The sequence below is a fragment of the Candidatus Sericytochromatia bacterium genome, from assembly GCA_035285325.1.
Classification (GTDB): domain Bacteria; phylum Cyanobacteriota; class Sericytochromatia; order S15B-MN24; family JAQBPE01; genus JAYKJB01.
This window is the reverse complement of the sequence record JAYKJB010000131.1, coordinates 1-24,365: the sequence shown is the minus strand read 5'-3', so window position 1 is coordinate 24,365 and position 24,365 is coordinate 1. Positions and strand designations below refer to the sequence as shown.

General features: G+C 67.3%; 24 protein-coding genes. 12 read left to right on the top strand and 12 right to left on the bottom strand.

Annotated features, from left to right (window positions below):
• From VKP62_15980 to VKP62_15965, 4 genes are all read left to right on the top strand, one after another.
• A partial coding sequence (locus VKP62_15980; protein MEB3198696.1) for an HRDC domain-containing protein occupies positions 1-356 on the top strand: 356 nt, incomplete at its 5' end.
• Positions 357-444: 88 nt separating this feature from the next.
• On the top strand, positions 445-702 hold the full coding sequence (locus tag VKP62_15975) for a hypothetical protein (GenBank protein ID MEB3198695.1): 258 nt from the start codon (positions 445-447) through the stop codon (positions 700-702).
• Between the two features lie 113 nt (positions 703-815).
• Positions 816-1,007 (top strand): Flp family type IVb pilin, encoded by a 192-nt coding sequence (locus VKP62_15970; GenBank protein MEB3198694.1) that lies wholly within the window; start codon positions 816-818, stop codon positions 1,005-1,007.
• A gap of 167 nt (positions 1,008-1,174) precedes the next feature.
• Positions 1,175-1,864 carry an SH3 domain-containing protein gene (locus tag VKP62_15965; GenBank protein MEB3198693.1) on the top strand — a complete coding sequence of 230 codons (690 nt, stop codon included), beginning with the start codon at positions 1,175-1,177 and terminating at the stop codon, positions 1,862-1,864.
• A gap of 40 nt (positions 1,865-1,904) precedes the next feature.
• Here the strand turns inward: VKP62_15965 and VKP62_15960 are convergent, their stop codons facing one another.
• Positions 1,905-3,053 carry a phospholipase D-like domain-containing protein gene (locus tag VKP62_15960; GenBank protein MEB3198692.1) on the bottom strand — a complete coding sequence of 383 codons (1,149 nt, stop codon included), beginning with the start codon at positions 3,051-3,053 and terminating at the stop codon, positions 1,905-1,907.
• A gap of 352 nt (positions 3,054-3,405) precedes the next feature.
• Here VKP62_15960 and VKP62_15955 point away from each other — a divergent pair, with 352 nt between their 5' ends.
• The 4 genes from VKP62_15955 (at position 3,406) to VKP62_15940 (ending at position 7,419) form a co-directional block, all read left to right on the top strand.
• Positions 3,406-4,893 (top strand): hypothetical protein, encoded by a 1,488-nt coding sequence (locus VKP62_15955; protein MEB3198691.1) that lies wholly within the window; start codon positions 3,406-3,408, stop codon positions 4,891-4,893.
• A gap of 237 nt (positions 4,894-5,130) precedes the next feature.
• The gene (locus VKP62_15950) at positions 5,131-5,961 is read left to right on the top strand and encodes a hypothetical protein (protein MEB3198690.1); all 831 of its coding nucleotides are present in this window, start codon (positions 5,131-5,133) and stop codon (positions 5,959-5,961) included.
• A gap of 20 nt (positions 5,962-5,981) precedes the next feature.
• Positions 5,982-6,602 (top strand): hypothetical protein, encoded by a 621-nt coding sequence (locus tag VKP62_15945; protein ID MEB3198689.1) that lies wholly within the window; start codon positions 5,982-5,984, stop codon positions 6,600-6,602.
• A gap of 64 nt (positions 6,603-6,666) precedes the next feature.
• Complete coding sequence (locus VKP62_15940) at positions 6,667-7,419, top strand: hypothetical protein (GenBank protein MEB3198688.1); 753 nt, start codon at positions 6,667-6,669, stop codon at positions 7,417-7,419.
• A 133-nt stretch (positions 7,420-7,552) separates the two neighbouring features.
• Here the strand turns inward: VKP62_15940 and htpG are convergent, their stop codons facing one another.
• From htpG to mce, 7 genes are all read right to left on the bottom strand, one after another.
• A complete protein-coding gene (gene htpG, locus VKP62_15935) occupies positions 7,553-9,370 on the bottom strand; it encodes a molecular chaperone HtpG (protein ID MEB3198687.1) in 1,818 nt (605 codons plus the stop codon).
• Positions 9,371-9,492: 122 nt separating this feature from the next.
• The gene (locus VKP62_15930) at positions 9,493-10,836 is read right to left on the bottom strand and encodes a hypothetical protein (GenBank protein MEB3198686.1); all 1,344 of its coding nucleotides are present in this window, start codon (positions 10,834-10,836) and stop codon (positions 9,493-9,495) included.
• Between the two features lie 11 nt (positions 10,837-10,847).
• Positions 10,848-11,693: a hypothetical protein gene (locus VKP62_15925; GenBank protein ID MEB3198685.1), complete on the bottom strand. Its 846-nt coding sequence runs from the start codon at positions 11,691-11,693 to the stop codon at positions 10,848-10,850.
• Positions 11,694-11,975: 282 nt separating this feature from the next.
• Positions 11,976-12,866 (bottom strand): succinate--CoA ligase subunit alpha, encoded by an 891-nt coding sequence (sucD, locus tag VKP62_15920; GenBank protein MEB3198684.1) that lies wholly within the window; start codon positions 12,864-12,866, stop codon positions 11,976-11,978.
• Positions 12,867-12,881: 15 nt separating this feature from the next.
• Positions 12,882-14,021, bottom strand: a complete 1,140-nt coding sequence (gene sucC / locus VKP62_15915; protein MEB3198683.1) for an ADP-forming succinate--CoA ligase subunit beta — start codon at positions 14,019-14,021, stop codon at positions 12,882-12,884.
• 123 nt (positions 14,022-14,144) lie between these two features.
• Entirely contained in the window at positions 14,145-14,774 is a 630-nt protein-coding gene (locus VKP62_15910; protein ID MEB3198682.1) for a hypothetical protein, read from the bottom strand.
• An 85-nt stretch (positions 14,775-14,859) separates the two neighbouring features.
• Entirely contained in the window at positions 14,860-15,285 is a 426-nt protein-coding gene (mce, locus tag VKP62_15905; protein MEB3198681.1) for a methylmalonyl-CoA epimerase, read from the bottom strand.
• 66 nt (positions 15,286-15,351) lie between these two features.
• Between mce and VKP62_15900 the strand changes: the two genes are divergently transcribed.
• Both VKP62_15900 and VKP62_15895 read left to right on the top strand, forming a co-directional pair.
• Entirely contained in the window at positions 15,352-17,718 is a 2,367-nt protein-coding gene (locus VKP62_15900; GenBank protein MEB3198680.1) for a hypothetical protein, read from the top strand.
• 113 nt (positions 17,719-17,831) lie between these two features.
• Positions 17,832-19,559: an NFACT family protein gene (locus tag VKP62_15895; protein MEB3198679.1), complete on the top strand. Its 1,728-nt coding sequence runs from the start codon at positions 17,832-17,834 to the stop codon at positions 19,557-19,559.
• A gap of 66 nt (positions 19,560-19,625) precedes the next feature.
• Here VKP62_15895 and VKP62_15890 read toward each other — a convergent pair whose 3' ends face one another.
• The 4 genes from VKP62_15890 to fabG all read right to left on the bottom strand — a co-directional run bounded on the left by VKP62_15890 (position 19,626) and on the right by fabG (position 22,102).
• Entirely contained in the window at positions 19,626-19,928 is a 303-nt protein-coding gene (locus tag VKP62_15890; protein ID MEB3198678.1) for a CxxC-x17-CxxC domain-containing protein, read from the bottom strand.
• Between the two features lie 224 nt (positions 19,929-20,152).
• Positions 20,153-20,356 carry a hypothetical protein gene (locus VKP62_15885; GenBank protein MEB3198677.1) on the bottom strand — a complete coding sequence of 68 codons (204 nt, stop codon included), beginning with the start codon at positions 20,354-20,356 and terminating at the stop codon, positions 20,153-20,155.
• Between the two features lie 186 nt (positions 20,357-20,542).
• Complete coding sequence (locus tag VKP62_15880; protein ID MEB3198676.1) at positions 20,543-21,271, bottom strand: cytochrome c biogenesis protein CcdA; 729 nt, start codon at positions 21,269-21,271, stop codon at positions 20,543-20,545.
• A gap of 90 nt (positions 21,272-21,361) precedes the next feature.
• Positions 21,362-22,102, bottom strand: a complete 741-nt coding sequence (gene fabG, locus VKP62_15875) for a 3-oxoacyl-ACP reductase FabG (protein ID MEB3198675.1) — start codon at positions 22,100-22,102, stop codon at positions 21,362-21,364.
• Positions 22,103-22,210: 108 nt separating this feature from the next.
• Here fabG and VKP62_15870 point away from each other — a divergent pair, with 108 nt between their 5' ends.
• Together VKP62_15870 and VKP62_15865 are read left to right on the top strand one after the other, a co-directional pair.
• Complete coding sequence (locus VKP62_15870) at positions 22,211-22,396, top strand: DUF1289 domain-containing protein (GenBank protein ID MEB3198674.1); 186 nt, start codon at positions 22,211-22,213, stop codon at positions 22,394-22,396.
• Positions 22,393-24,365: hypothetical protein (locus VKP62_15865; GenBank protein MEB3198673.1), on the top strand; the 1,973-nt coding region annotated here is incomplete at its 3' end. The genes VKP62_15870 and VKP62_15865, both read left to right, overlap by 4 nt.

The following is a 24,365-nucleotide window of genomic DNA, read 5'->3' as shown; positions in this document are numbered from 1 at the left end:
CCTGCGTGGCGGACGTGCTGGGTTTGGGCTGGATTGGCCGTGCGGCTGGCTTCTACCCCTCCCTGCGCCTGACGGCGGCCGGGGCGGCCCAGCTGCGCCAGCTGGACGGGCATCCCTGCCAGGAGGCTGCCCCGGATGCTGCTTATCGCGCCTACTATCGCTGGCGTCGCCGCACGGCGCTGCGCCTGCGCAAGCCAGCCTATCGCATTTTCCCCAATTCCATGCTGACGGATCTGGCGAATCGCCGTCCCGAGTCGCTGGACCAGCTGCTCAGCATTCCGGGCCTGGGCAAGCGGCGAGCCCTGCGCTATCACCGCGAACTGCTGGCCGTCGGTCAGTCCCTGCAGGAAGGCTGAGGGGAGCGGAAAGCCCCCTGCGCGGTTTGGGTGTCGCGTCGGAGCGTTCGACGCGTCATGCGTGCTTGGAGGAAGTGAGGTTGGAGCTATGGCAGAGCTGGACTTGCAGGCGTCGGCGCTCTATCGCCGGCTGCGGCGAGAGCTCCTGGGGGCCGCCTTGCACCACCGCAAGGCGTTTCACCACCCTGATCTGGTCACGGACATGCACCGCAGCTACCTCGATGTCTATCGCCGTCAGCTCGGAGCGCTGCGACAGGCCTATCGGCGAACGCGGGAGGTGGCCGCCTGGAATCGCTACGTGCGGGCGCGGGAGGCAACCCCGCTGCCCCATCGACGAACGATCTGAAACTTCATCATTTTTTAGCAAGATCTTGAAGTGAATCCGCGATATCACCCGTGACGGGCTTGCCCGGTGTCCCGTGCGGGGCGCGTGTGCGTTTCAAGTGAAGGAGTCTCTCGATGACGAAGTGGATGCAACTGCTTCAGGAGGAAGACGGCCAGTCTCTGGTCGAATACGGCTTGATTCTGGGCCTCGTGTCGGTCGCTTTGATCACCGTGCTGGGGACCATGCGCACCGAGCTCGGCAAGATTTTTGATGCCGTGGCCAAGTCCTTGAAGAGTGCCTCCGCTTCCGTCAAGGGCGGTAAATAGCGCGCTGGGACCCTCGGGTCCGGCGCCGGCCCTCCCTCCGGGGAGGGCCTTTTTGCGCCGAGACGTGCTGGATGGTGGTCACGGACCCGAGTGGGGCTGCGGGGTAAAACGGAGTCGGGTCGTGGTCTGAACAGGCCACGGCAGCTGTGCCTTCCGGTGTGAACCCCTTGCGTCCCCTGTTGTTCGTGATCTGGGCTCTTGCCCTGTGCCTCGTGACCTTGGCTGGCGAGCCCTTACCGCCGGCCCAGGCCGCTGCCGCGGGCGCCTGGCCCGTGAAGCCCGACCGGCCCCCGCGCCTGGCTCCGCCCCGGCTGAGCGCGCCCGTGGCGAAGGCCGCTCTGGTGCGGCCGGAGCGGCCAGGCCCCCAGCAGGCGCTCGCGGCCCTGCGCAAGGCGCGGGTGATCGCGCAGGCACTCCGTGCCAGCCCGGCGCCGGCCCGTCCGTCCGCTCGCCGCGAGCCGCTCCGCTCCACGCGGGGCGCGGTCGGCTCGGCCGGGATCCAAAGGGGCAAGCCAGTCCAGCGACCGGCTGCCGTTCGTGGCACGCGCGCGCGACGACTGGCGCCTCGTCTGGCCCGACGGGTCTACCCGCGCAGACGGTATGCCGCGCGCTGGCTGCCGCGCGCCGAGTTGCGAGAGGTCGCCAGGCCTCAATTCCTGGGTGATCTGTACGTCCAGGCCAGCGGCGCCCGGCTGTATGCCTCGGCCTCCCGTGGTCAGGTGATCGGCCAGTTGCCGCCGGCCACCATCGTCACCAACATGGGGCGACTGGGGAGCTGGTACAAGGTGGAGGCTCCCAATGGCCTGGTCGGACTGGTGGCTGCCGGCGCGTTGGGGCCGCTGCCGCCTGCCTGGTGAGCGGCTGCCCTGGTCAGAAAAGCCTCAGCTCCCGGCTGGCTCAGGGCCCCTCGGCTGCCTGTCCTTCCGGGTCCGGGGCCTTGTAGGCGGGGGGGCGGTTGGTGATGGCCGCGTGGCGCAGACGGTCATACTCTCCGGTGTAGGCGCGGGCCAGGTTGCGGGCCCCCCGGAAGATCAAGAAGGCCTCGTTGTTGTTGTTCTCGGCGTTCTGGGAGTAGTTATAGGAGCCCGTGATGACCGTTCCGCTGTCCACCACGATGATCTTGTGGTGCATCAGGGCCTCATTGCCATCCTTCCGCACCTCCAGTTTGGCAGCCTTGAATTTCTCGAACAGGCTGAACTGCCCGGCTGCCAGCCAGCGATCGAAAATGCCTTCCACCTTGACGCCCGCTCGGGACCTTTCGATCAAGGTGGCACCGGTCTCCGGATCGGTCAGTGAGAAGGTCATGAAGCGGATCCGCTGGCGGGCCCCCTGCAATTCCTTGACCACGGCGGCCCGACCGCGTCCGGCCGGGGAGAAGAAGGCTTGCACGGTGGCGCCCTCCCCGATCGAAATGATGTCACTGGGCAGGCTTTCAACACGGGCGGCCTTGCCGAACTCTCGGCGCACGAAGAGCCGTTCGAATTCACGCTCGAAGGCGCTGGCCAGGCGCGCCTGGCGGATCGTCAGGGCGTTGTTGTTGTGGCGGTAGAGGCTCGTGGGCGTGAGGTTGGTCGAGCCGGTCCAGACCACCCGGCTGTCCACCACCATGAACTTGTGGTGCATGATGCCCGAGCGCCGATCGTCGATCACTGGAATGCCGGCACCTTTCAGCCGGCTGATCGCCTGCCGGGCTTGGTCCGGATGGGCTTTCTCCACCATGTTGTCACTGTCCGTGACGAGGCGGATCGTGACGCCTCGCTTGCGGGCGCGCAGCAAGGCGTCGACCACGCCGAGGTCCTCAATGTCATAGAAGGCGCCGTCGATGTGATCGCGCGCCCCGTTGATCAGGCGCAGCAGGGCCTTGTCGGTGTTGCGAGGATTGGCGCGACAAAGCGACTCGTTCAGCTCCGCTCGTTCCAGGTACGCATCGTTGAAGGCGACATCGACGCCCCGCTCGACCCCTTCGGCGGCCCATTCCGTGGCGACCGGGGTGACGACGCCTCGGGGCGCCGAAAGGGGGCTGCCGCAAGCGGTCAGAAGAGACATCAGCCCGGCCAGAAGCAGCCGCTGCAGACCTTTCCCGCGTGAAATCGGCGTTTCCTCCCTCGCGTCCCTCCCACCTGCACCAGTCTTATCCTCTAACTTGGGGCAAATATTTCGTTAAGGATAGATTAAAGATCTGGAGGGCGTCGGCGATCCGGGGGGAAGCTTGCCGGGTCCTTTGGAGCAAACGCCCCAGCGGGGCCGCGATGCGGCGCTGGCGACCGTCGGGGTGACAGAACCCTTGTGGATGGGATCACCGCAGGGTGCGGCTTACCGGCCATACGATGAGGAAGCTTGTCCCGTTCTGGATGATCCTGCGGCCGCGCCGCCCGGGTCGAAAGGTGCTTCCACCGCCATGAAGAAGTTGCGCATCAACGTCAAACGCTTGTCTCTGACCCTGGGCGTGCTGGGCACGTCGGCGGGCCTGATCGGCCTGGCTGCCTGGCAGAAGGTGCCGCTGTCCAGCTGGCAGCATCCGGCCGATGCCACCCTCGTGAGCGAGGTGAGCGCCGACCAGAGCGTCGCGATGGCCGCGGTGGCGCCCCCCCCCGCGGAGCAGGCCGCGCCCATGCAGTTCGACCCGATCGTGGACGTGGGCAATCCCGCGAGTGACGATCGCGACTTCACCAAGGCCGGCAAGCACGGGCACACCCCGATGATGGTGGCACTCGAACGGGAAGCGGCGCCGGTGGATGGCTGGATGCTGGGCGCCGAGACGCGGGTCGATCCCGCGCGTCAGGAGCTCGCCGCCGCGGTTTCGGCCGCTGCGGCGGCCGCGCCCGCCGCGACGCCCGTGCGCGTGGCGCACACCCATCGGCGGCGCGCCGGTGGGGCGGCTGCGACCTCGGTGCGCACGGCGGCGGCACCTGGCACCACCCAGGCCACGATCGCGCGGCGCGATGCGGCCAGCGACCTCGACCTGGCTCCCACGCGTGCCGAGGAACAGCAGGCCGCGGTGGTGGCGGAGGTGGGCGAGGCCCATTACGATTCCACCCGACGGGTCCTCTCGGTGCCTTACAACGGTGTGTTGCAGCGGGAACAGCTGGCGATCCACCGGCTCGGGGACGGCCGCGCGTACATCGACCTGCCGGGGGCCAAGCCGATCTTCAGCGGCAGCCGCTCGGAGAACGTCTTCGAAGGCCCGATCAGCCGCTGGGCCATGGCGGCCCAGAGCGGGCCTGGTGGCCGCCCGGTCACGCGGGTGGCCTTCCGCCTGAACAGCGGTGCCCGGCCGCGCCTGGATCTGGACGGAGGGGAATTGCGCATCGCGTTGACCGAAACCGGTCGGGCCGTGATTCACAATCCGGTCGCCCCCAAGCCGATCGCCCAGCCGGCGGCACCCGCGCCCATCCACGTGGCCGCGGCGCCCGTGGCGGCTGCTCCCGCGGCGCGCATCAGCACGCCTCGCATCGGGGAGGCCCACTACGACACCCAGGCCGGCACCCTCCGTCTGCCTGTCTCCGGTCGGATCGAGCAAAGTGCGATCAGCCTGCACCGCTTGGGGGATGACCAGGCCTACCTGGACATTGCGGGTGCTGCCCCCAACTTCAACGGTCTGCGCTCCGGCCGCAGCCAGGGACAGGCGCTGGCGCGCTGGACGATGGCCGGCATTCCGGACGCCGGCTTTCCGCTCACGCGCCTGTTCGTCAAGTTGTCTCGCCCCGGCGAACTGTCCGCGCGGGTCGGCGGCGGAGAGATCCGCCTCAGCGTGACGGATCTGCCTCCGGTTGCTCCGCTCGAGCAAGTGGAAGATGCGGCGCCGGCCCCCGCTTCCGGAGAGGCCGACCTTCAGGTGGTGCCGGCCGGCGAGCGTGGCCAGGCCGATCCTGTTCCTGCCAACTGAGCGCGACGTCCACATCGTGGTGGGGAGCTGGCGACGCTGAAAGCGGTATGGCCCCTGCCTGGACGGGGTCGCCCACTCTCTGAGCGGGCGACCCTGCTTTTTTCTGGGTGGGAAGGGGCGGAGCTGCTTTGCTCCCGCCTTCGCGATCCAGCGGGCCCGTGTCGCCTGTTGTGGCCGCCCGTTTGCTGCGCTAAACTGGGCGGGTTTTCCCACCGTCGCGAGAGGGGAGGTTTGCTGGTGAAGCGACTCCGTGTTGGCCTGTTTGGCTGGTGTTTGCTGCTGGGGCTGGGCGCGTGTACCCCCGGAGCCGGAACGCCGATGATGCCCCCCGGTGCGCCGCGGGCCAGTGATGCCTCGGCAGCCGAGGCCTTCACGAGCCTGATCGGCCAGTCCGGCGCGGTTTCCGCCGATGAAGCCGAGGTGCGCGAGTTGCTTCGGCGGACCACGGCCATCCCGTTTCCGACCCGCTTGGGCGTGCTGTTCTACAACTACGAGCCGCCGCTGCCGGAAGACGAACGCGCGGCCTTGCTGCTCCAGTTCGGCCGGGAGGCCGTGGCCACCAACCTGGTACGCAGCTCGGTGCCGGTGCCCAGTGAGTTTGCGCGCGGGGCCTCGCTGGATGGCCTGCGTAAACTGGCCGGGCGGCTTCAGATCGATCTGCTGCTGATGGTCGGTGGCAAGTCCGAATTCAGCCGCTCGGAGACTCAGCCCGGCGGCTGGTTCGCCTCGTTCAGTCACGCCGCCAATTACGAGGCACGCTCCTCCCTGCTGGCCTTCGCCATGGACGTCTACTCAGGGACCTTGCTGCAACCCGTGACAGGGCTCGGGAAAACCTCCCCGACCCTGCTCGACCCCACGGTGGAGGGCTTCTCCACGCAGCAGCGGCGCTTGCAAGGGGATGCCTTCAAGACCGCGGCCGATGCCATGAAATCTGCTTTTTTTGACAGCCTGCGCGCCACCCAGCAGGCTCAGGCCGCCGTCGCGGGGGCGGACATCACTCGGCCGGCGGTGGTCCCATCCGTCGTGCCCAGCTTACAGCCCACAGCGTCCCCGGCCGTTCGGCCATAGGGGGCAGGAGGATGCGCGTGATGAAAACCACATGGGCTGCCATGGCGAGCTTGGGCGTCGCCGCCTGGGCCCTGATTGCCTCGCCGGCCGAGGCATCCACCGCCCCCGTGGCTGATTTTGTGAGCGGTCAGGCGCTTGGCGTCGGGCTGTCCGGGGTGGCCTGGGACCATGGTTTCGGGCGAGGGGCGCTGGGTCTGGAGCTACGTAGCACGACGCCCACGCCGGACAACTACAACAGTCGCTTTCTGGCCGCTGCCCGGGGAACCTGGCGGATCACGGAGGATCGGGGGCTCCACGTCGGTCTGCTTGGTGGCGTGACCCTGGACCCGGGCTATGGCGGGCAACGGGCTTATCTCTTGCCGGATCTCGGCGTCGGCGTCGCGCACCACTTTTCGGTCCTGCAATGGCCCTTCACCCTGCGCTTCAACGTGACGCTCACGCTCGACCAGGGACAAAATCGGGGGGGCTATCCTGTGCCGTACGGAGAAGACGGCTACGCGACCAGCCTGGCGACCCGCAATCCCCTGCAGCGTCTGACGCTCGGCCCGAACACCACGATCAGCCTGGCCTACGCCGCCAGCGATCGTTATGAGGTGACGCTGGGCGGCGGCACCCTGCTTGGCTTGCGCATCAAGTACTGACCCACCCCGTCAGCCTGACCTCGCTCAACGGCTGTACGCCATCAAGGCAAAAAGGAGTATCTTCGTGGCCCTTCGTCTGACCCTTGCAGCTGTCCTGGCGAGCTGGTTGATGGCCCCTGCGCCGGCCTTGGCCAATCACGACCACCTGCGTTCCGAGCGTCACAGTGCCGGCGCGTCTGACCACCCCCATCACTGGGTGGCCGAACCCATCATGTTCGACCTGATTCGCAACCTCGGGGCGCGTGGGGGGGAACGCGAAGTGGGCGCGGTGGCGCACTGGCATAATCAGGAACTGGAACTGGGCACCGAGGTCGAATGGGTTCCGGTCGATGGCCACGCCCTGGAACTGGAGGTGGCCAACCCGCATGAGCCCAAGCGCCACCTGAAGGGGGCCTACCAGGGCAAGCTGGGCTCAGCCTTCGGCCAGCGCGTGCTCTACGGTTTTCACCTGCTGGGCGGCTTCCAGCCGGAGCGGGGCGAGGCGGAAGCCGGCCTCTCCTGGGTCACCGCGCTGCGCCCTCACCCGGACTGGACGGCCCTGCTGGTGGCCGGTGGGCGTGGCCGCCGCGAAGAGGCTGAAACGCGCCTGGCTGCGCTGGCTAACGGCAGTCTCTTCTTTCATCTGTCCGATGCCTGGATCGTGGGCGGCGAGGCCAACTGGCAACAGCAGCCCGGCGGCTGGGGGCGACTCGACCTGCTGCCGCAGCTGCGCTGGGACCACGATGAAAGCGTTCACCTGCAGCTGGGGGTCGGCGTCCGGCTGGAGGGGGCGGGCCTGGCGCCCGTTTCGGCCCTGCGGCTGAACTACGGCTTCTAGCCTGGGCGAGGGCTCAAGGGCAAGCCCTTCGCGGTTGGCCGAGACGCCCATCCCGCCTGGCCCCTGTCACGAAACGAGCGCCCCGCCAGCTTGGCGGGGCGCTTCGGATCAGGAGGCGCGTTCGCGCGCAGGCTCAGCTGCCGAGCAGCTTGTGCGTCCGGGCGATGAAGCGGCTGAGTTCCTCGCCTTTCAGCCCCTCGTGGGCCAGGCGCGCCAGATCGTGGACGTGCTCGGCCAGATCGCGGGCCTGCGCGTCATCCGAGCTGACCAGGATCTTCTGCACCACCGGGCTGTTGGCGTTGAGCACCAGGGTCTTGCGCGTGGGCAGCTCCATGCGGTCCTTCCACATCGCCGACATGTCCGACAGGCGACGCTCCATCTCCCCCTGCGTGATCAGGCCGGAGATGTCTTCGGACTTCAGGCGCTGCACCTCGATCGCCACGCCGCGCTCCTTCAGCAGCCGCTCGGCCGTTTCCTTGAGCTTCTCGTCCTGGGTCTTGCCATCGGCATCGAGCAGCTGCGCGGCGTTCTTGTCGACCAGCTGGTCACTGAGCCCCGCATCCACGCGCACCCACTTGACCTCACGGTTCTTGCTTTCGAGCAGGTGGATGAAGTGCACGTCGAGCGGTCCTTGGGTGTAGAGCGCTTCAAGTCCTTGCGACTTGAAGAGTTCCACGTAGGTCGTCTGGGTGTCACCTGCCTCGGCGTAGTAGACCTGGTTCTTGGCCTTTTCCTCGTTGCGCGCGAGGTACTCCGAGACGGTCGTGAAGCTGCCTTCCGTGCTGCGGAAGATGACGGCCTCCTCGGCGGCTTCGAAGAACTTCTCGTCTTCGAGCATGCCGAACTTCACGAAGGGATGGATGTCGTCCCAGTAGCCTTCGTATTGCTCGCGCTGGGTGCGGTACAGCTGCAGCAGGCGATCGGCCACCTTCTTGGTGATGTGGCCCGCAATCTTCTTCACGTAAGGGTCGTTCTGCAGCATGGAACGGCTCACGTTGAGTGGGATGTCCGGACAGTCGATCATGCCCTTGAGAACCATCAGGTAGCGCGGAATCACATCCTGAACGTTCTCCGTCACGAAGACGTTGTTGCAGTAGAGCTGCACCTGCCCCTTCGAGACGTCGAATTCGTGCTTCAGCTTGGGGAAGAACAGCACGCCCTGCAAGCGGAAGGGATAATCCACGTTGAGGTGGATCCAGAACAGCGGCTCCTCCTCGAAGGGGTAGGCCGCCCGGAAGAAAGTCAGGTAGTCTTCGTCTTTCAGGCTGGTGGGCGACTGCGTCCAGATCGGGACCTGTCCGTTGATGTGGGCGCCGTCGAGCAGGATTTCCACCGGCAGGTAGCGGGCGTACTTCTCCAGCACGTGGCGCACGCGCACCGCTTCCAGGAACTCCTGGTTTTCCTCGTCGAGATGCAGCGTGATGCGCGTGCCGCGCTCCGCCTTGTCGCTGGGGGACAGCGTGAAGTCGAGGCCGCCCTCGCTGACCCAATGGCAGGCCTGCGCCTCGGCCTTGTAGCTCAGCGTGTGGATCTCGACCTTGTTGGCCACCATGAAGGCGGAGTAGAAGCCCAGGCCGAAGTGGCCGATGATGGCGTTCTTCTCGGCGTCGACCTGGTAGCGCTGCACGAAGTCCTGCGCACCGGAGAAGGCCACCGTGTTGATGTACTGGCGCACTTCATCCGCCGTCATGCCGATGCCGTTGTCCTCGATCGTCAGCGTTTTGGCGTCCTTGTCGAGGCGCACTTCGACCCGGAAGGGACCGAGTTCTCCCAGGTTTTCGACCAGGGCGACGTGCTTCAACTTGCTGACGGCATCCACGCCATTGCTCACGAGCTCGCGCAGGAAGATTTCGTGGTCGGAGTACAGCCATTTCTTGATGATCGGCAGGATGTTCTCCGCGTGGATGGACAGTTGGCCTTTCTCTTCGGCGGCAGGGGTTTCGACGGTCATGACAACCAGACTCCTTGGGGGCCCACGTGGGGCGGTCTGAACGAGGGATGGCAGTCTTCATGTATAAAGACTTGAGTGTTCCCCTGTCAAGTAAACTTGTTCAGACCTTGCGATTGGGCGGCTCACTTGCCGGCGCCGACCCAACCGCCTCCCTTCGAGAAGGCGTCCTCCGACAACAAGAGGCCCGAGACGAGAATTTCAGGGACATACTCACTCGTGCTGCTTGATGTGAGGACCGGCGCCGCCAGTGACACGACGCTTCCAGGTGCGAACAGTTTCACTCCCTGTAGGCCGTTCTGGTCGAGGGGCGCAGAGACGGACAGGTTGTCGATCATGACAAAGGGAACCAGTGACGCGCGCCGCACGCTGTCATTGACCAGGTCTCGGGCGGTGACGCTTTGCAGCACCAGGTAGCGGTCGCGCGGCACGGTGTAGGTGACACGAGCCAGGCGGCCTTTCCAGCGCGCATCGAAGCCGCTCTCGTAGGTGGCGGCGTTGCTGTAGGACACGGTGGAGAAGTCTGCGGCGCCGATGCCGCTGAAGCTTGGCTCAGCCTGGCCACCCGTATTGATGGTGGGGTTGGTGCCGTCCAGCGCCACTTGCCAGGCGCTGGTGGGGAAGCGTTTCCAGGATGAAGCCGTGGGAGAGTCCTTGTAAACCACGGCCATGGTGAAATGGGCGTAGAGGTAGTGACTGAGATAGTCGAAGGGGTACAGCCCTGCTTTGAGCCTGACGGGGGTGTTGTTCTGCGCCAGGTAGCCGGCATACGAGAAATGCGTGACATCCGGCTCCTTGAACACATGCGAGCCGATCCGGAAATAGGTCAGAATCCGAGTCGGGTCTGCCAGGGAGCCCGACCGACTGTCGTTGTGGTACCACGCGTAATGGTCGTAAAAAGCAAAGAGATAGTCACCATCGGATGGAATCTGCACGTAGCCTGAAAGTCGCTGGCCGCAGCCTGTCGCGGCACCGCCCATGGAGGTGTTGCCGGCCGGATCCTGCGACGATTGCAGCGAGCTGATCGAAGGGCTGGTCTGGCTGCCCATATCCCAGAGCATTGACCCGTCCCCGAAGGTATAGCTGCCGTGAGTCGACGTGTTGCCGGCGCTGTGGTTGCTGAATTCGATCGGATAGCCGCTGATGGTGCGGTCGAGGTAGGGGGTATTGTTCAGGACCTGCTCCGGCGTGTCGGGCCAGCCCTGGTAGCGCCTCAGGCGGAACCCCTGGGTCAACTGGGGGGCCGTGGGGGCCGCATTGAGCTTGATGTGAGCTCCCCACAGCTGGATGCCAGGATCTGCCGCTTGGGCCAACTTGTAGCGGAGCGGTGCCCCTTTGAAGGTTTGCAACAGCGCTGCATCCGTTTTCTTCGGCGTGGCAGGACTTTGCTGAAGTGGGGTGGCCAGGCAACCTGCACTCAGGACTGTCAGGCATCCAAGCAGCCAGGACGAAACACGGAATTTGCGCATGGCGCCCTCCCTCACTTGATGGTGAAGCGACCTTTGAACAATGCCGGGTTGGCCCCGGCGGGAACCGCTACCCCGCCGTCGTCTACCAGGCTCATCGTCAGATCGACGGAGCCGACCGGTTTATGCTTCCCGAGGTAGTCCCGGAAAGCGGCCTGATCCAACGATAGCGAGAGAGTCAGCTCTGATTTTGCATCCAGTTTCGTCGGCAGTCCCAACTGGCCGGGCGTGAGTTGCAGGCTTTCGGTGACGAGCCGGCTGCTGGTGCTGACCACCGGCGATGGCAATAGCGGGGACGGAAAGGCCGTGGGGGAGACGACAATGGCTGGCGCAGAGGCCGGCGGCGGGAGCGGGAAGCCGCCATCGTCCGTGCCGGCACCCTGCATGACACGATAGGCCGTCACGTTCGCGGAAAGCAATAAACGGATCGTTTTCAAGTTAAAGGCCTGGTCGAGAACCTTGGCCCGCCACGTCAGTCGGGGCGGGGCCGGCGTCCAGCTGAGCGAAGCAACCCGTCCGTCCGCATCATAGTTCACCACTGCGGTGGGCGACTCGCCTGCCAGCGGATTGTCCAGCGTGAGTCCGAAACCCGCATTGGGTTGGACGATCTTGGGGCTGGGCGCGACGCCCGAAGCCGAAACGTCCGGGTTTCGATTGCCGGACTCCAGGGCAATGGGGCCTGTGTTCGCCGGGGCAACCCCATTGCCTCTGCCGGTCTGACTGCCTGTGACGGCTTGGGTTCCGCTGCCCCCCACCGCCGCATCCACGGTCACGCCGGGTCTTCCGGAAGCCGGAACCGTGGTGGTCTTGGCGAGCCGGCCGGAATTTCGCCCGGTTTGTTCATCGTTGCCCAACGGCAAGAGGCCGGCGCATCCAACCACTAACAGACCGGCCAGAAGCAGCGAGAGTCCTTGGCTTGGGGGAATGCGGAGAGGCATAAGGACTTTCCATGATTTGTTGCGTGCCTGGTTTCGCCGATGCTGGCCTCTTACCCGTGTTGTTCTGCGCTCAAACTTGTGGTGGCGGGGGTTTGACTGTTCTGAACCCGACCTTGGCCGGCACAGGAAAGCGCCCCTCACTTCGGGTGAAGGGCGCCTGTCCGATGTCGGTTCAAGTCGTTGCAGCCAACGACCGCGCGCCGGTCAGCGGGCGGCCGGGGCGAGGGTTTTGAGCTTGCGCTCGACTTCGTCGATGACCTCGTGCATGCGCAGAGGCACCGGCACGCCGGCGCCTTCCAGCGCCTTGACCTTGCCCTCGGCCGTGCCCTTGCCGCCCGAGACGATCGCCCCGGCGTGGCCCATGCGCTTGCCCGGGGGCGCGGTGCGGCCGGAGATGAAGCCGACCACCGGCTTGGTCATGGTCTTGATGTACTCGGCCGCGATCTCCTCGTCGGAGCCGCCGATTTCACCCGCCATCACCACGATCTCGGTTTCCGGGTCGGCTTCGAAGGCCTTCAGGCAGTCGATGAAGCGCAGGCCGATGATCGGGTCGCCGCCGATGCCGACGCAGGTGCTGATGCCCAGGTTGCGGCTGGTGCACTCGGCCACCAGCTCGTAGGTCAGCGTGCCGGAGCGGCTGATCAGGCCGATGTTGCCCTTTTTGAAGATGCGGTGCGGCATGATGCCGAGCTTGGCCTCACCGGGCGTGATCAGGCCCGGGCAGTTGGGACCGACCAGCTTGGATTCGCTGTGCTGCAGGCGATCGTAGACCTTGATCATGTCGTGCAGGGGCACGCCTTCGGTGATGCACACCACCAGAGGCAACTTGGCGTCGAAGGCTTCCAGCATCGCATCGGCCGCAAACGGCGGCGGCACGAAGATGATCGTGGCGTTGGCGCCGGTGGCGGTGACGGCCTGCTGCACGGTGTCGAAGATCGGGATGCCGTTGGCGTCCTGGGTGCCGCCCTTACCGGGCGTCACGCCACCGACGATGGCCGTGCCGGCGGCCAGCATCTGGCCGGTGTGGAAGGCGCCCTCGCGGCCGGTGATGCCCTGGACGATCAGCTTGGTTTGCTTGTTGACGAAAATGCTCATGGGGGGCCTCCGGGCTTACTTCAGGCCGGCCAGGGCGACGACCTTCTGGGCCGCTTCCTGCATGCTGGCTGCGGGGTGGAACTTGTCGGACGTCGCCAGGATCTGGCGCCCTTCCTCTTCGGCCGTGCCGGACAGGCGGACGACCACGGGCACCGTCAGGTTGAGGTCGGCCGTCGCATTCAGGATGCCCTTGGCCACCTCGTCGCAGCGCGTGATGCCGCCGAAGATGTTGATCATGATGCCCTTGATGCCTTCTTCCATCAGCACGACCTCGATGGCATTTTTCACCACGTCAGCCTTGGCACCGCCGCCGATGTCCAGGAAGTTGGCGGGCTTGCCGCCCTCCCGGCTGACGACGTCGAGGCTGGTCATGACCAGACCCGCGCCGTTGCCCATGATGCCGATGTTGCCACCCAGGTGGACGAAGGTCAGGCCCCGACGAGCGGCTTCTTCCTCGATTTCGTGACCTTCCTCGGATTCCTTCCAGCCGGCCAGCTCACTGTGGCGGAAGAGCGCGTTCTCGTCGATCGTGATCTTGGCGTCGGCGGCGATCATGCGGCCGTCGGTGGTGATCGCGAGCGGGTTGATCTCGGCCAGGTCGGCATCCGATTCGACCATCAGCTTGTAGAGGTTCTTGAAGAAGGCGGTGGCCTCCTTGAGGTATTTCTTGTCGAAGCCGCCTTCGAAGATGAGCTGGCGGACCTGGTAGTCGGTCAGGCCCACGGTCGGGTCGACCCAGACCTTGCGGATCTTCTCGGGTGTCCGCTCGGCGACTTCCTCGATCTCCATGCCGCCCTCGGCCGAAGACATGATGATGACGCGCTTGGCGTCGCGGTCGAACAGCATGCCGCAGTAGTACTCGGTGGCGATCTCGACGGCTTCCTCGACCAGGACCTTCTTGACCTTGAGGCCCTTGATGTCCATCCCGAGGATCGCCTTGGCGGCCTCGTAGGCTTCCTCCGGGGTGCTGGCGATCTTGATGCCGCCTGCCTTGCCGCGCCCACCCACATGCACCTGGGCCTTGATGGCGACCTTCTTGCCGATCTCCTGGGCGATGCGCTTGGCATCATCGGGGGTATCGGCCACGCGTCCCTTGGTGGTGGGGATACCGAAACGCTCCATCAGGAGCTTGCCCTGGTACTCGTGGATTTTCATGGGGTCCGGATCTCCTCGTCTTCGACAGCCCCGCAGGGCCCGCTCTGGCGCCGCAACGTCGCAAGGCGCGAGGGATTCTAGCACGAAGCGCCTGGCTGCGGCCACGCGCGCGGAGCAGGCCGGTCAGGTGCCGGGCGCTTCCGGTGGCGCGCTTTCCGCGGGCAGCGGGGCCGCTGGCGCCCCCCCCGACGGGACGGTCGCTTCGGAAAGTCGGCGCACGGTCAGCCAGACCACCCCCGCCGCGAAAGCCCAGCAGGTCGCCGATTGGGGCCAATCCTCCAGCAGCGAGCCTCCCCGCGCCAGGAACTCCAGCAGGATCCAGCCGGGCAGGAAAGCAAACGCGACGCGGGCGCCCGGCCAGGGCTTGCGGCCTCGCCAGCGGTGGATCCAGACCGCTCCCGCCAGCGGCAGAGCGCTCAGCAGCAGGAAGAACGTGGCCTCCTCCGAGGGGCCATCCAGCAGCGCATAGCGGAGGGTAAGCAGCATCGCCGCCCCGCCCCAGAAGCAGACGTGGGCGAACAGGGCCCCCCACGACGCTTCCGAATTTGCACGCCGGCGCAGGGGCAAGGCAAACGGCAAGGCCAGCAAGGCAAACCCGACGCAGCCGACGGTCGCCAGCATCACCAGGATACGCGCTTCTGTGCCTGGCGAGAGCCCCTCCGCCCAGGCTGGCGTCAGCGACAGCAGGCTCAAGACCCCACCGCCCAGCGTGGCGCGCAGGGGCCAGGGGCTTGTTTGGGACGCGACAGACACGGGACCCTCCTTCAGGAGCCGGGGGCTCGATTGGTCGTGGACCGAGGTTTCCGGAGCGTGCGACCCTCCGGAAACCTCTCGCTGCTCAGTCCTCGTGGGGTTCGCACAGCTCCAGCAGCACCCCGCCGGTGGCCTTGGGGTGGAGAAACGCGATGCGGTGACCGCCCGCGCCGATGCGAGGCGTGCGATCGATCAGCTGGACGCCTTCGGCCGCGAGCCGCGCCAGCGTGGCGTCGAGGCCCTCGACGCGCAGGGCCACGTGGTGGATGCCCTCGCCCCGCTTGGCGATGAACTTGGCGATCGGGCTGTCCGGCCCGGTGGCCTCCAGCAACTCGACCCGCCCGATCGGCCCGCAGAAGATCGCCGTGCGCACCTGCTGGTCGGCCACCACTTCGATGTCCACCAGCGGCAAGCCCAGGGTATCCCGGTAGAAGGCCAGCGAGGCGTCCAGGTCCTGGACGGCGATGCCGACGTGGTCGATCGGGCCGAGGTGGGCGAATGGGGTCTGCATGGAAGGCATTTTAGCAGGCGCGGAGGGGGCGTGTATCATGGGCCGTCAGATCGCCCAGAGGACTCCGTGAACCCTTTTCCGCGCCTTCGCTCGCTCGGGCCGCTGCTCGTCATTCTCGTGTGGCCCTTGCTGCTGTTTCTGCCAGGTCTCGTCAACGGGCTGGTTCTGGCCCCCGGGGACGGCTGGGGACAGTACTTGCCGCAACGCGTTCTGACCGCGAGCGTGCTGCGCGCCGGGGAATGGCCCTTCTGGAACCCCTTCCAGTTCGGCGGGATGCCCTTGCTGGCCGTCAGCCAGACCGGCGTGTTCTTTCCCGCCAACTGGTTGTTCTTGCTGCTGCCGACGGCCTGGGCCATGAACGTCTGCGTCTTGCTGGCCTACTGGGTCGGCGGGGGGGTAATGTTCGCCTATGTTCGCGCGCTGGCCTGTCCGCCGGCGGCGGCGCTGCTGGCGGCCCTGGTCTTCACGGGCAGCGGCTTCATGCTCGCCAACATGGAGCATCTGACGGTGATCCAGGCGGCGGGCCTGATTCCGGCGATTTTCTGGGCGGTCGAGCGGCTGAGGACCGGCCCCTGGCGGCCGGCTGCGGCCTGGCTGGCGGCCTTGCTGGCCCTGCAGATTTTTGCCGGTTATCCGCAGCTGGTCTGGATGACCTTGCTGCTGGGCTTTCCCTACGCGGCCTGGCGCCTGCCACCCGAGGCCCGCGGGCCGGCGCTGGGCGCCGTGCTCTGCGGCATCGGTCTCGCGGCCGTCCAGTGGCTGCCCACGCTTGGCTTGCTGGCCGAGAGCCAGCGTCACACGCTGAGCTATGCCGAGGTCACGGCGGATGCCCTGCCGGTGCGGGAGCTGGCGACCCTGGTGTTTCCTTATCTCTACGGCACGCTCGACTCGACCCTTTTCCAGGTGCCGTTCTGGGGCAAGGGGCCCTGGCGCAACGAGTTGATGGGCTATGCCGGCCTGGCCACGCTGATGCTGGCGCTGACGGCGCTTCGCCGGGGCCGGCACGACGGCCTGGTGCGCTTCTGGTGGCTGGTGGGGGGGCTGGGCCTGCTGCTGGCCCTGGGCGATGCGACACCGCTGTACCGGGTGTGGCATGCCCTGCCGGTTTTCAACATGATTCGGGTGCCGGGGCGGCACCTGATGGAGCTGGACCTGGCCCTGGCCGTGCTGGCTGCGCTGGGTCTCACCCACTGGCTGCAAGCCTCTCCGGGCGATCGCCAGCGGGCGCTGAGGGGGGCGGGGGTCTTGCTGGGGGGGGCGATGGCCTTGGTCGCAGGCCTGCTGGTCGCCGGTCGCGAAGTGTGGGCGTCGCGCTGGCTCCCCTATGCGCCGGCGGGGGTCGATCTGGGGGCGGCGCTGGCGCCCCATCAGGCCTGGCTCTGGGTGCAAGGGCTGGCCCTGCTGGCCAGCTTGCTCGCCCTGGCCCGGCTCGCGCAGCGCCCCACTTCAGCCCGCCAGGGGGGGCTGTTGGGGGTGCTGGCCCTGGACCTGCTGCTCTTTTCCCATCACCAGGGTTGGCGCGGGTTATGCCCCTCGGCGGCGGAGTTGCCGCGCCTGCCGATCCTGCAGCCGCACGACGGGCCGCGGCTGCTGGCCATTTCCAGTCTGCCGTATCCCTACCACGATCGTGCGCTCAGCGTGGCCCTGGCTTATCCGCAAATCAGTACGTTGATGGGGCTCAAAATGGTCAATGGGTATGAGCCCCTGTTGGCGGCTTCCTACAGCCGCCTGGTCGGGCAGCTCACCATGGGGGGGCAATTGGCCGACCCGCACCTGCTTGCCAGCGAGCATCACGGGCTGGATTTGCTGGCCTGCACCCGGGTGCGCCTCGACCCGGCGGCCCTCACGCCGGCCGTGGCAAGCCACCTGAAAGCCCCTCGCTGGCTTGCCGAGGCAGCGAGCGGCAGGGTTCGAAGCTTCGTCAATCGCCGCGCGTGTCCGCGCGTCTGGCGGCCCGCCGAGGTTCAGGTTCTGCCGGAGGCGCAACGCTGGGCCCGGCTCACCCACGACGCCCGCTTCGAGCCGCTGCGCGAAGCCCTGCTCGAGACCCCTCTGGGCGCCGCCGTGACGCCTGGGACGGCCAGCCTGCGAAGCACCGGCTTTGCCAGTCTGGCGGGGGAAACGAGCGGTTCGGGCCCTGGTCTGGTGGTCGTGTCGGAGGCCTATCATGCCGGCTGGCACGCGTTTCATGGGGAGCGCGAACTGCCGGTGTTGCGGGTGGATGGCTTGCTGCTCGGCGTGGCGGTGCCGGCGGGGCACGTGCCCTTCACCTTGCATTATCGGCCGCCCGGATGGTGGCTGGCGCTGGCCTTGTCGCTCGGGGCCGCTGGGGCTGCGCTGCTGCTGCTGTGGCCCGGGTGGCGCTCGCGCCGCGGGCGGCCCATCCCGCCAGGACGGGGCGCTCCCGGCGGAAGCGCGGGCGCCGGGCTATGATGGGGCGTGAACCTTGGGGCGCTGGGCGCGGTGGCGCGCTTCGCTTGCTCGGGGGGGCGCACTGCGCCGCCTGATGCCGCCGTGGGGCCGACCGGCGAAGGAAGGAGCATACCGTGCAACATGTCGATGGGCTGGCGCTGGCGGCGGTGGTGAGTGAGTTGCGGGCCTTGGGCGAGCCTCGCATCGACAAGGTCGGGCAGCCGAGCCACGGCGAACTCTACCTCAATTTGCGGGCCGCGGGGCAGAATCATCGGCTGTATATCAGCGTGCAGAACCAGTTCGCACGCCTTCACCTGACCCGGCGCCCGCTGACCAATCTGGCGGTGCCCACGGGCTTCACCATGCAGCTGCGCAAGCATCTGGAGGGGGCTCGCCTCGTGCGCGTGGAGCAAGTCGACCTGGAGCGTGTCGCCGTCCTGGTGGTGGCGGGACGTGACGAGCTGGGCGACCCGTACGAACGGCGTCTGGTGATCGAATTGATTGGCAAGTATGCCAACCTGTTCCTGGTCGACGGGGGCACGGAAAAAATCCTCGGCTGTTTGCGGCCGGTGACGGAGGCCATGTGTGGGGTGCGGCAGCTGGCCGGGGGGCTACCCTACGATCCCCCGCCGCTGCCCTCGGGCAAGTGCGCCCTCGGGGCCCTGGGGGAGGCCGACCTGGCCCGGATTCTGGCCCAGCCGGGACGCCTGGCGGATGCGCTCAGCCGCGCGATCGCCGGATTTGGTCGCAGCACCGCGCAGCAGCTGTTGCTGACAGCCGGCTGGGATCCCGCCATCGAGGTCTCCGCGGTGTCCCTGGAGTTGCTGCGTGGGGTGCTCCAGCGCGCGGCCAGCAGCCTGAGTCGAGGCTGGTTCGGGCCGCGCAGGCTCGACGGGGAGGCACTGGATTTTTCGATGTGGTGGCTGGGCGACACGGCCCCTGTTGGCGCCGCCTCCGCCTCGGCCGTGCTCGACGATTATTTCGGTGGCCATGAGCAGGCGACGCGCTTCCTGACGCTGCAGCGGCGCTTGCGTCAGGAGGTCGATGCGCGGCTGACGCGTCAGGCCGAACGGATGGCCACCTGGCAAGCCGCGATCGCGCAGGCCAGCGAAGCGGAGCGCGTGCGCGAACTGGGCGATCTGCTCACGGCCCACATGCACCTGTTGCAGGTCGGGCAGAAGGTCGTGACGGTGAGTGATTACTTTCGCGAAGGAGCGCCCCCCCTCGAGATCGCGCTGGCGCCCGACCTCAGTCCGACGCGCAACGTACAGGCCTATTTCAAGCGCTACCAGAAGCTCCGCAATGCGGCTCGCGTGAGCCTGACGTTGCAGGAAGCGGGAGCGCTCGAACAGCGCTATCTGGAGCAGCTGGCGGCGTCGTTGGATTGGGCTGGTGAGCTGCGCGATCTGGAAGAACTGGCGGCCGAGCTGGCCAGCTCGAACGGCAAGGCCGCGCCGGCGAATCCGGCCGGGCGACGGCCGCCACAGCCCCTCACGCTTGAACATCCTTCCGGCGCGCGGCTGCTGGTGGGCAGGAACAGCCGCCAGAATGATCTGGTCACCTTCAAGGAGGCGCGGCCCAGCGATTGGTGGCTACACACGCGCGATGGCCCCGGTTGCCACGTCGTGATCCGTTCGGCTTCAGAGCCCGGCGAGTCCTTGCTGCGCGAGGCCGCCCTGCTGGCGGCCTGGTTCTCCCCGGCGCGCCACAGCAGCCAGGTGGCGGTGGTCTACACCCGCAAGAAGCACGTGAAAAAAATCCCCGGCGGGCCGCCGGGGCTGGTGCGTTATGAGCAGGAGCGGACGCTGTTCGTCACGCCGGATGCCGAACGCGTGGGTACCTTGCTGGCGCTGGCGCGCTGACAAATGAGTCAGGCGGCCACACGTTGGTGTGGCCGCCTGAAAAGAGTCCGAGTGGTCTCTAACGGTTTAGCGCTGGAAGCAGTTCCGGCAGTAGACCGGGCGCGCCCCCGTGGGCTTGAACGGCACCTGGGTCAGCGTGCCGCAGGTGGCGCAGACGGCCTCGTGCATTTCGCGCGGACGGCTGGGGCCGCCACCGAAGCCACCGGCGCTGCGGCCGCCACCTTGGTTGCGTTGCGCCTTGGCAGCGTCACGACAAGGGCGGCAACGACGCGGGGCGCTGAAGCCTTTCTCGGCATAAAACGCTTGCTCGGATTCGGAGAATTCAAAGTTGGTGCTGCAATCAGCACAGGTGAGAGTTTGCGTCGCCATGTTTGAGTTCGACTGCCTTTCTTCAGGTTTTCGACCAGTTGAAGTCCTAGTACCAATCCCAGTGTGTCATCGTCGCCCCTTTGGAGAAAGGCCATCTTGAGTCATTCGAGTGGCTATGGTTCACAGTCGAACTACGCCATGATCTGCGAAGAGGACACACAGCAACAGCATACCACGTCAGGCGGGTCGTGCAGTGATGGTTGGCCCCTGAGACGGATTTTTCTTCACGTGAGGCTGAAATCGGCCATCTGAGAGGCGATGTAATGGACCTGGTCGCGGAAAATGATCACGCTCTGGTCCTGGTCGGCCAGTTTGGCGGTCGCCAGCCCGTGCTCCTTCAGATAGCCGAGCCATTTCACGAACGCATATTCGGAGTCGAAGGAGACGGATAGTTGCGCCTGCGCGAAGTGGATCGTGGCCCTCACCATGGTCTGTTGTGTCCTCCGGATGGACCGATGCCGCGGTCCAGGCCCCTGGCCGCCCCCGGGAGGGCGGCCCCGGCCAGCATCATGCGGTGAATGGGACGCCTGCGCTGTGATCCGGGTGTCTCCGGTTTTGCGCGACTTGGCGAACAGGGGCCCGGGCTAGCGAGGCTGGCCGGGTTCACGGCGCGATCAGGGGGCGCCTTGCAGGTAGGTGCTGAGTTCCGTCAGACGCCCCGTGTAGATCAGGACCCCCACCACGACCAGCAGCAGGCCCGAGGCAATTTCCACCTTGCGGAAATGGGCCTTGATCGAGTCGAAGAAGGCGTAGAACTGCTTGATCAGAAGGGCTGCCAGCAAGAAAGGGACGCCCAGGCCGGCCGAGTAGGCGGCCAGCAAGACGATGCCCTGGTTGATCGTCTCGGAGGAAGCCGCCAGCGTGAGAATACCTGCCAGGATCGGCCCGATGCAGGGCGTCCAGCCGAAGGCGAAGGCACAGCCCACCACGAAGGCCCCGACCAGGCCGAGCGGTTTGTTGGTGACCTGAAAGCGTTTTTCCTTGTACAGGGCCTTGATCGGGATCAGGCCGGTCATATGCAGGCCGAACAAGACCAGCAGCACGCCGGCGATCTTGCTCAGCAGCGGTAACTGGGCCAGCATCTGCGTGCCCAGAGCGGTGGCGGAGGCGCCCAGCGCCACGAAGACCGCCGAGAAACCGAGCACGAAGAAGAGCGCATTCAGGAACACCGCGCCGGTCTGCGGCACGGGTTGGTCCGGGCTCGTGTCGCCTTGGCGCAGGGCGGCCAGGTTGACCCCCGAGATGAAGGATAGGTAGCCCGGCACCAGCGGTAGCACGCACGGCGAGAGGAAGGAGAGCAGGCCCGCCACGAAAGCCCCCACGATGCCGATGTCTGGTGTCATGTCAAACCCTCCCGAAGCCAGCTGCGGTGCGATCGTATCACCCTGGCCAGTCGGGCGGCCAGCGCAAGACCTGCCGGGGGACCGCCGCTATCAGGTGCTCATGCCGCCGTCCACCACGATCACCTGCCCATTGATGTAGTCGGCCGCCGGCGAGGCCAGAAAGGCATAAACGCGGGCCACATCCTCAGGTTGGCCAAGGCGGCGCAGCGGGGTGCGAGCCTCGGCCAGCGCCAGCACCTTGGCCGGCACCGTGGCGGTCATCTCCGTGACGATGAAGCCGGGGGCCACCGCATTGGCGGTGATGCCCAGGGGGCCCAGCTCCTTGGCCCAGGTCTTGGTCATGGCGATCACGCCGCCCTTGGCGGCGGCATAGTTGGTCTGGCCGAAGTTGCCGTGCAGTCCCACCGTGCTGGCCGCGTTGATGATCTTGCCCTGCTTCGCGCGGACCATATGGGGCGCGACGGCCTGGGTGCAGGCGTAGACGCCTTTCAGGTTGACGGCCAGCACACGGTCGAACTGCGCCTCGCTCATGGTCTCCAGCCTCGCATCTGCGGTGATCCCGGCGTTGTTGATCAGCACATCGATATGGCCAAACGCTTCCATCGCGGTGCGCACCATCTCCCGCACTGCCGCGCTGTCAGACACGTCGGCCACCACCGGCAGCATGGTCTGTTCGGCGTCCGGCCGGGCGGACGTCAGCGCCGCGAGCGCGCTGGCATCTTGATCCACGGCGGCCACCCGCCAGCCCTCGCTGGCCAGCAGGCTGGCCGTTGCACGTCCGATGCCGCGTGCCGCTCCCGTGACGATCACCGCCCGGTCGTTGTCTGGCATCCTGACCCTCCTTCTGAACGCGTGGCGCGCGCCTCATCATAGCCGGTTCCGGGGAGGTCGGGCGGGCGGGCGAGACGCGAGCGCGGGGCGACTGGTACGATCGTCGGGATGGAACCTGCTTCGCCGTGCATTCGTCGCTGTGAACTGTCGCCCCGGCGCGACGTTTGTCTCGGCTGCCATCGCACCTGCGCGGAAATCGCGGCCTGGAGCTCGCTGGATGCAGCGGGCAAGCGACAGGTGCTGGCGCGGATCGCGCGGCGAACCGGGGCGCGGTCCCACGGGCCGCGAGAATGAGCAGGCTGGCGGCGATCCGAGCCTCCGGCTGGCGCCCTCGGGCCCTCGGGCTGGGGGTGGCTGGCCTGATGGCCTGTTCGGCCGCGCCGGAGGTGCCGATCGCACCGGCGGCGGTCTCGCCGCGTCCGTCCCGTTCGCCGGCCGTCTCACCGTCGCCGGCGCTCAGCCCTTCGCCCTCCCTGGCGCCGGCGCCCTCGCCGGTGACGGTCACGCACGTGACGGGCGTGGTGCGCGTGCCGCCCGGGGTGATCGCCCCGGGGCCTGTCGATCTGAGCCGCCTGGGGGGGAGTGTTGCGCTGCCGCGTGCCTGGCGCGCCCGCTTGTCGGCGCTCAGTCTGACGCCGCTGGTGGGGGCTCCGGTGCAGGCCTTCACGGCGGTCGGACAGCCCCTTGGCGAGCCCGTTTTCACCGGGGGGGATGGGCGCTATCGCCTGGAAGGGCTACCCGTTGGCGGCGGCCCCTTTCGCGTCCGCGTGGGCATTCGCACCGGTCTGTCCGGGCCGTTGGTGCTGGAAACGGTGGCGAGGCCTGGAGAGGTTCTGTTTCACGACATCGATCCGGCCACCACGCTGGTCACCTCGGCCGTGCTCTCGCGGGCGGCCGGCGCGCTGGACGGTGTGAGCTCTCGAGACTTCGATCTCGCCGCGCTGCTGGTGCGACGCTCGCTGGATCTGGCCGTGCTGGAAAAGCTGGCCGAGCCGCAGGCGCAACTGGCGGTGGTCCAGGCGATCGCCAGCCGCGAGCTGGACCTGGCCCAGGCGCTCGCCACCATGGCGAGTCCTCCCCCCTCCAGCGCGCCGGTTCCCCTTCCGAGCGCCCTGCTGGCCTCTCCCACCGTCGTGGCTTCGCCCACGACTGCGCCCCCCTTGCCCACGCCCACCCCCACCGCGCCGCTTCCGACCCCGCGTCCGCTGCTCACGCCCTGGACCCCGGCCACCCCGGTGCCCTTTGGCGGCGTGCTGGGCCTGACGCGCCTGACCCGCCTGGCTGGCTGGGATGTGCCGGGCTTCTTCGACGGACAAGGTGAGCAGGCCCGCTTCGGCGAGCCGGCCGGGATGGCCTTCGATGCCGCAGGCCATCTGTATCTGGCCGATCGTGGCAACCACGTGGTGCGGCGGGTGACGATGGGCGGGGGGGTGGTCACGCTGGCGGGCGACGGAATCGCGGGGCCCGCAGCGGAACTGGTGGAAGGCGCGGAGGCCCGTTTCGACCACCCGGCCGAGGTGGCCGTGATCGATGCGCGCACCCTGGTCGTCGCTGACACGGGCAACCATCAGCTGCGCCTGGTCAGCCATCTGGACGGGACGCGGGCCCAGGTGACGGTGCTGAGCGGGGATGGCCTGCCCGGGTACGCGGAGGGTTTTCCCCCCTTCGCCCGTCTGGCCAGTCCCGGGGCCATGGCCTATGACGGGCGCGGCAGTCTGTTCGTGGCTGACGTCGGCAGCGATACCGCCGCAGCTCGGATCGTGCGGGTGGAGCTGAGCACAGGCTTCGTGCATCCGTATGCCGGGGGCAGCAACAAGGGCGTCGTGAACGGACCTGCCGCCCAGTCCCGCTTCCGGTATCCCGCGGGCCTGGCCGTGCGCTGGCGTGGGAGCATCCGGGAGCTCTGGGTCGCGGACCGCGAGGCGGGCAACATCCGCCGCATCATCGACGATCCGGCGGCTGCGGGCCCGGTGGTGAGCACGGCGGTGGGACCGAGCGATGCCGTCGCCGAGGGGCGCGACCCCAGGGTGTACGGCTGGCGGGACACCCTGCCCTTTGCCGAGGTCCGCTTCAAGCGTCCCGGGCGGCTCGCCTTCGCACCCAACGGCGATCTGTTCGTGGCTGACACGGAGAGTGGGTACGTGCGCTGGCTTCGCTTCGACGGCCGCGACCTGAGCGAAGTCAGCACCCTGCGGCCGGCCTTCGTCTCGACGGGGGGCAGCCAGAGCCCCTTCACGCTCCCGGCGCTTTACGGTCTGGCCGT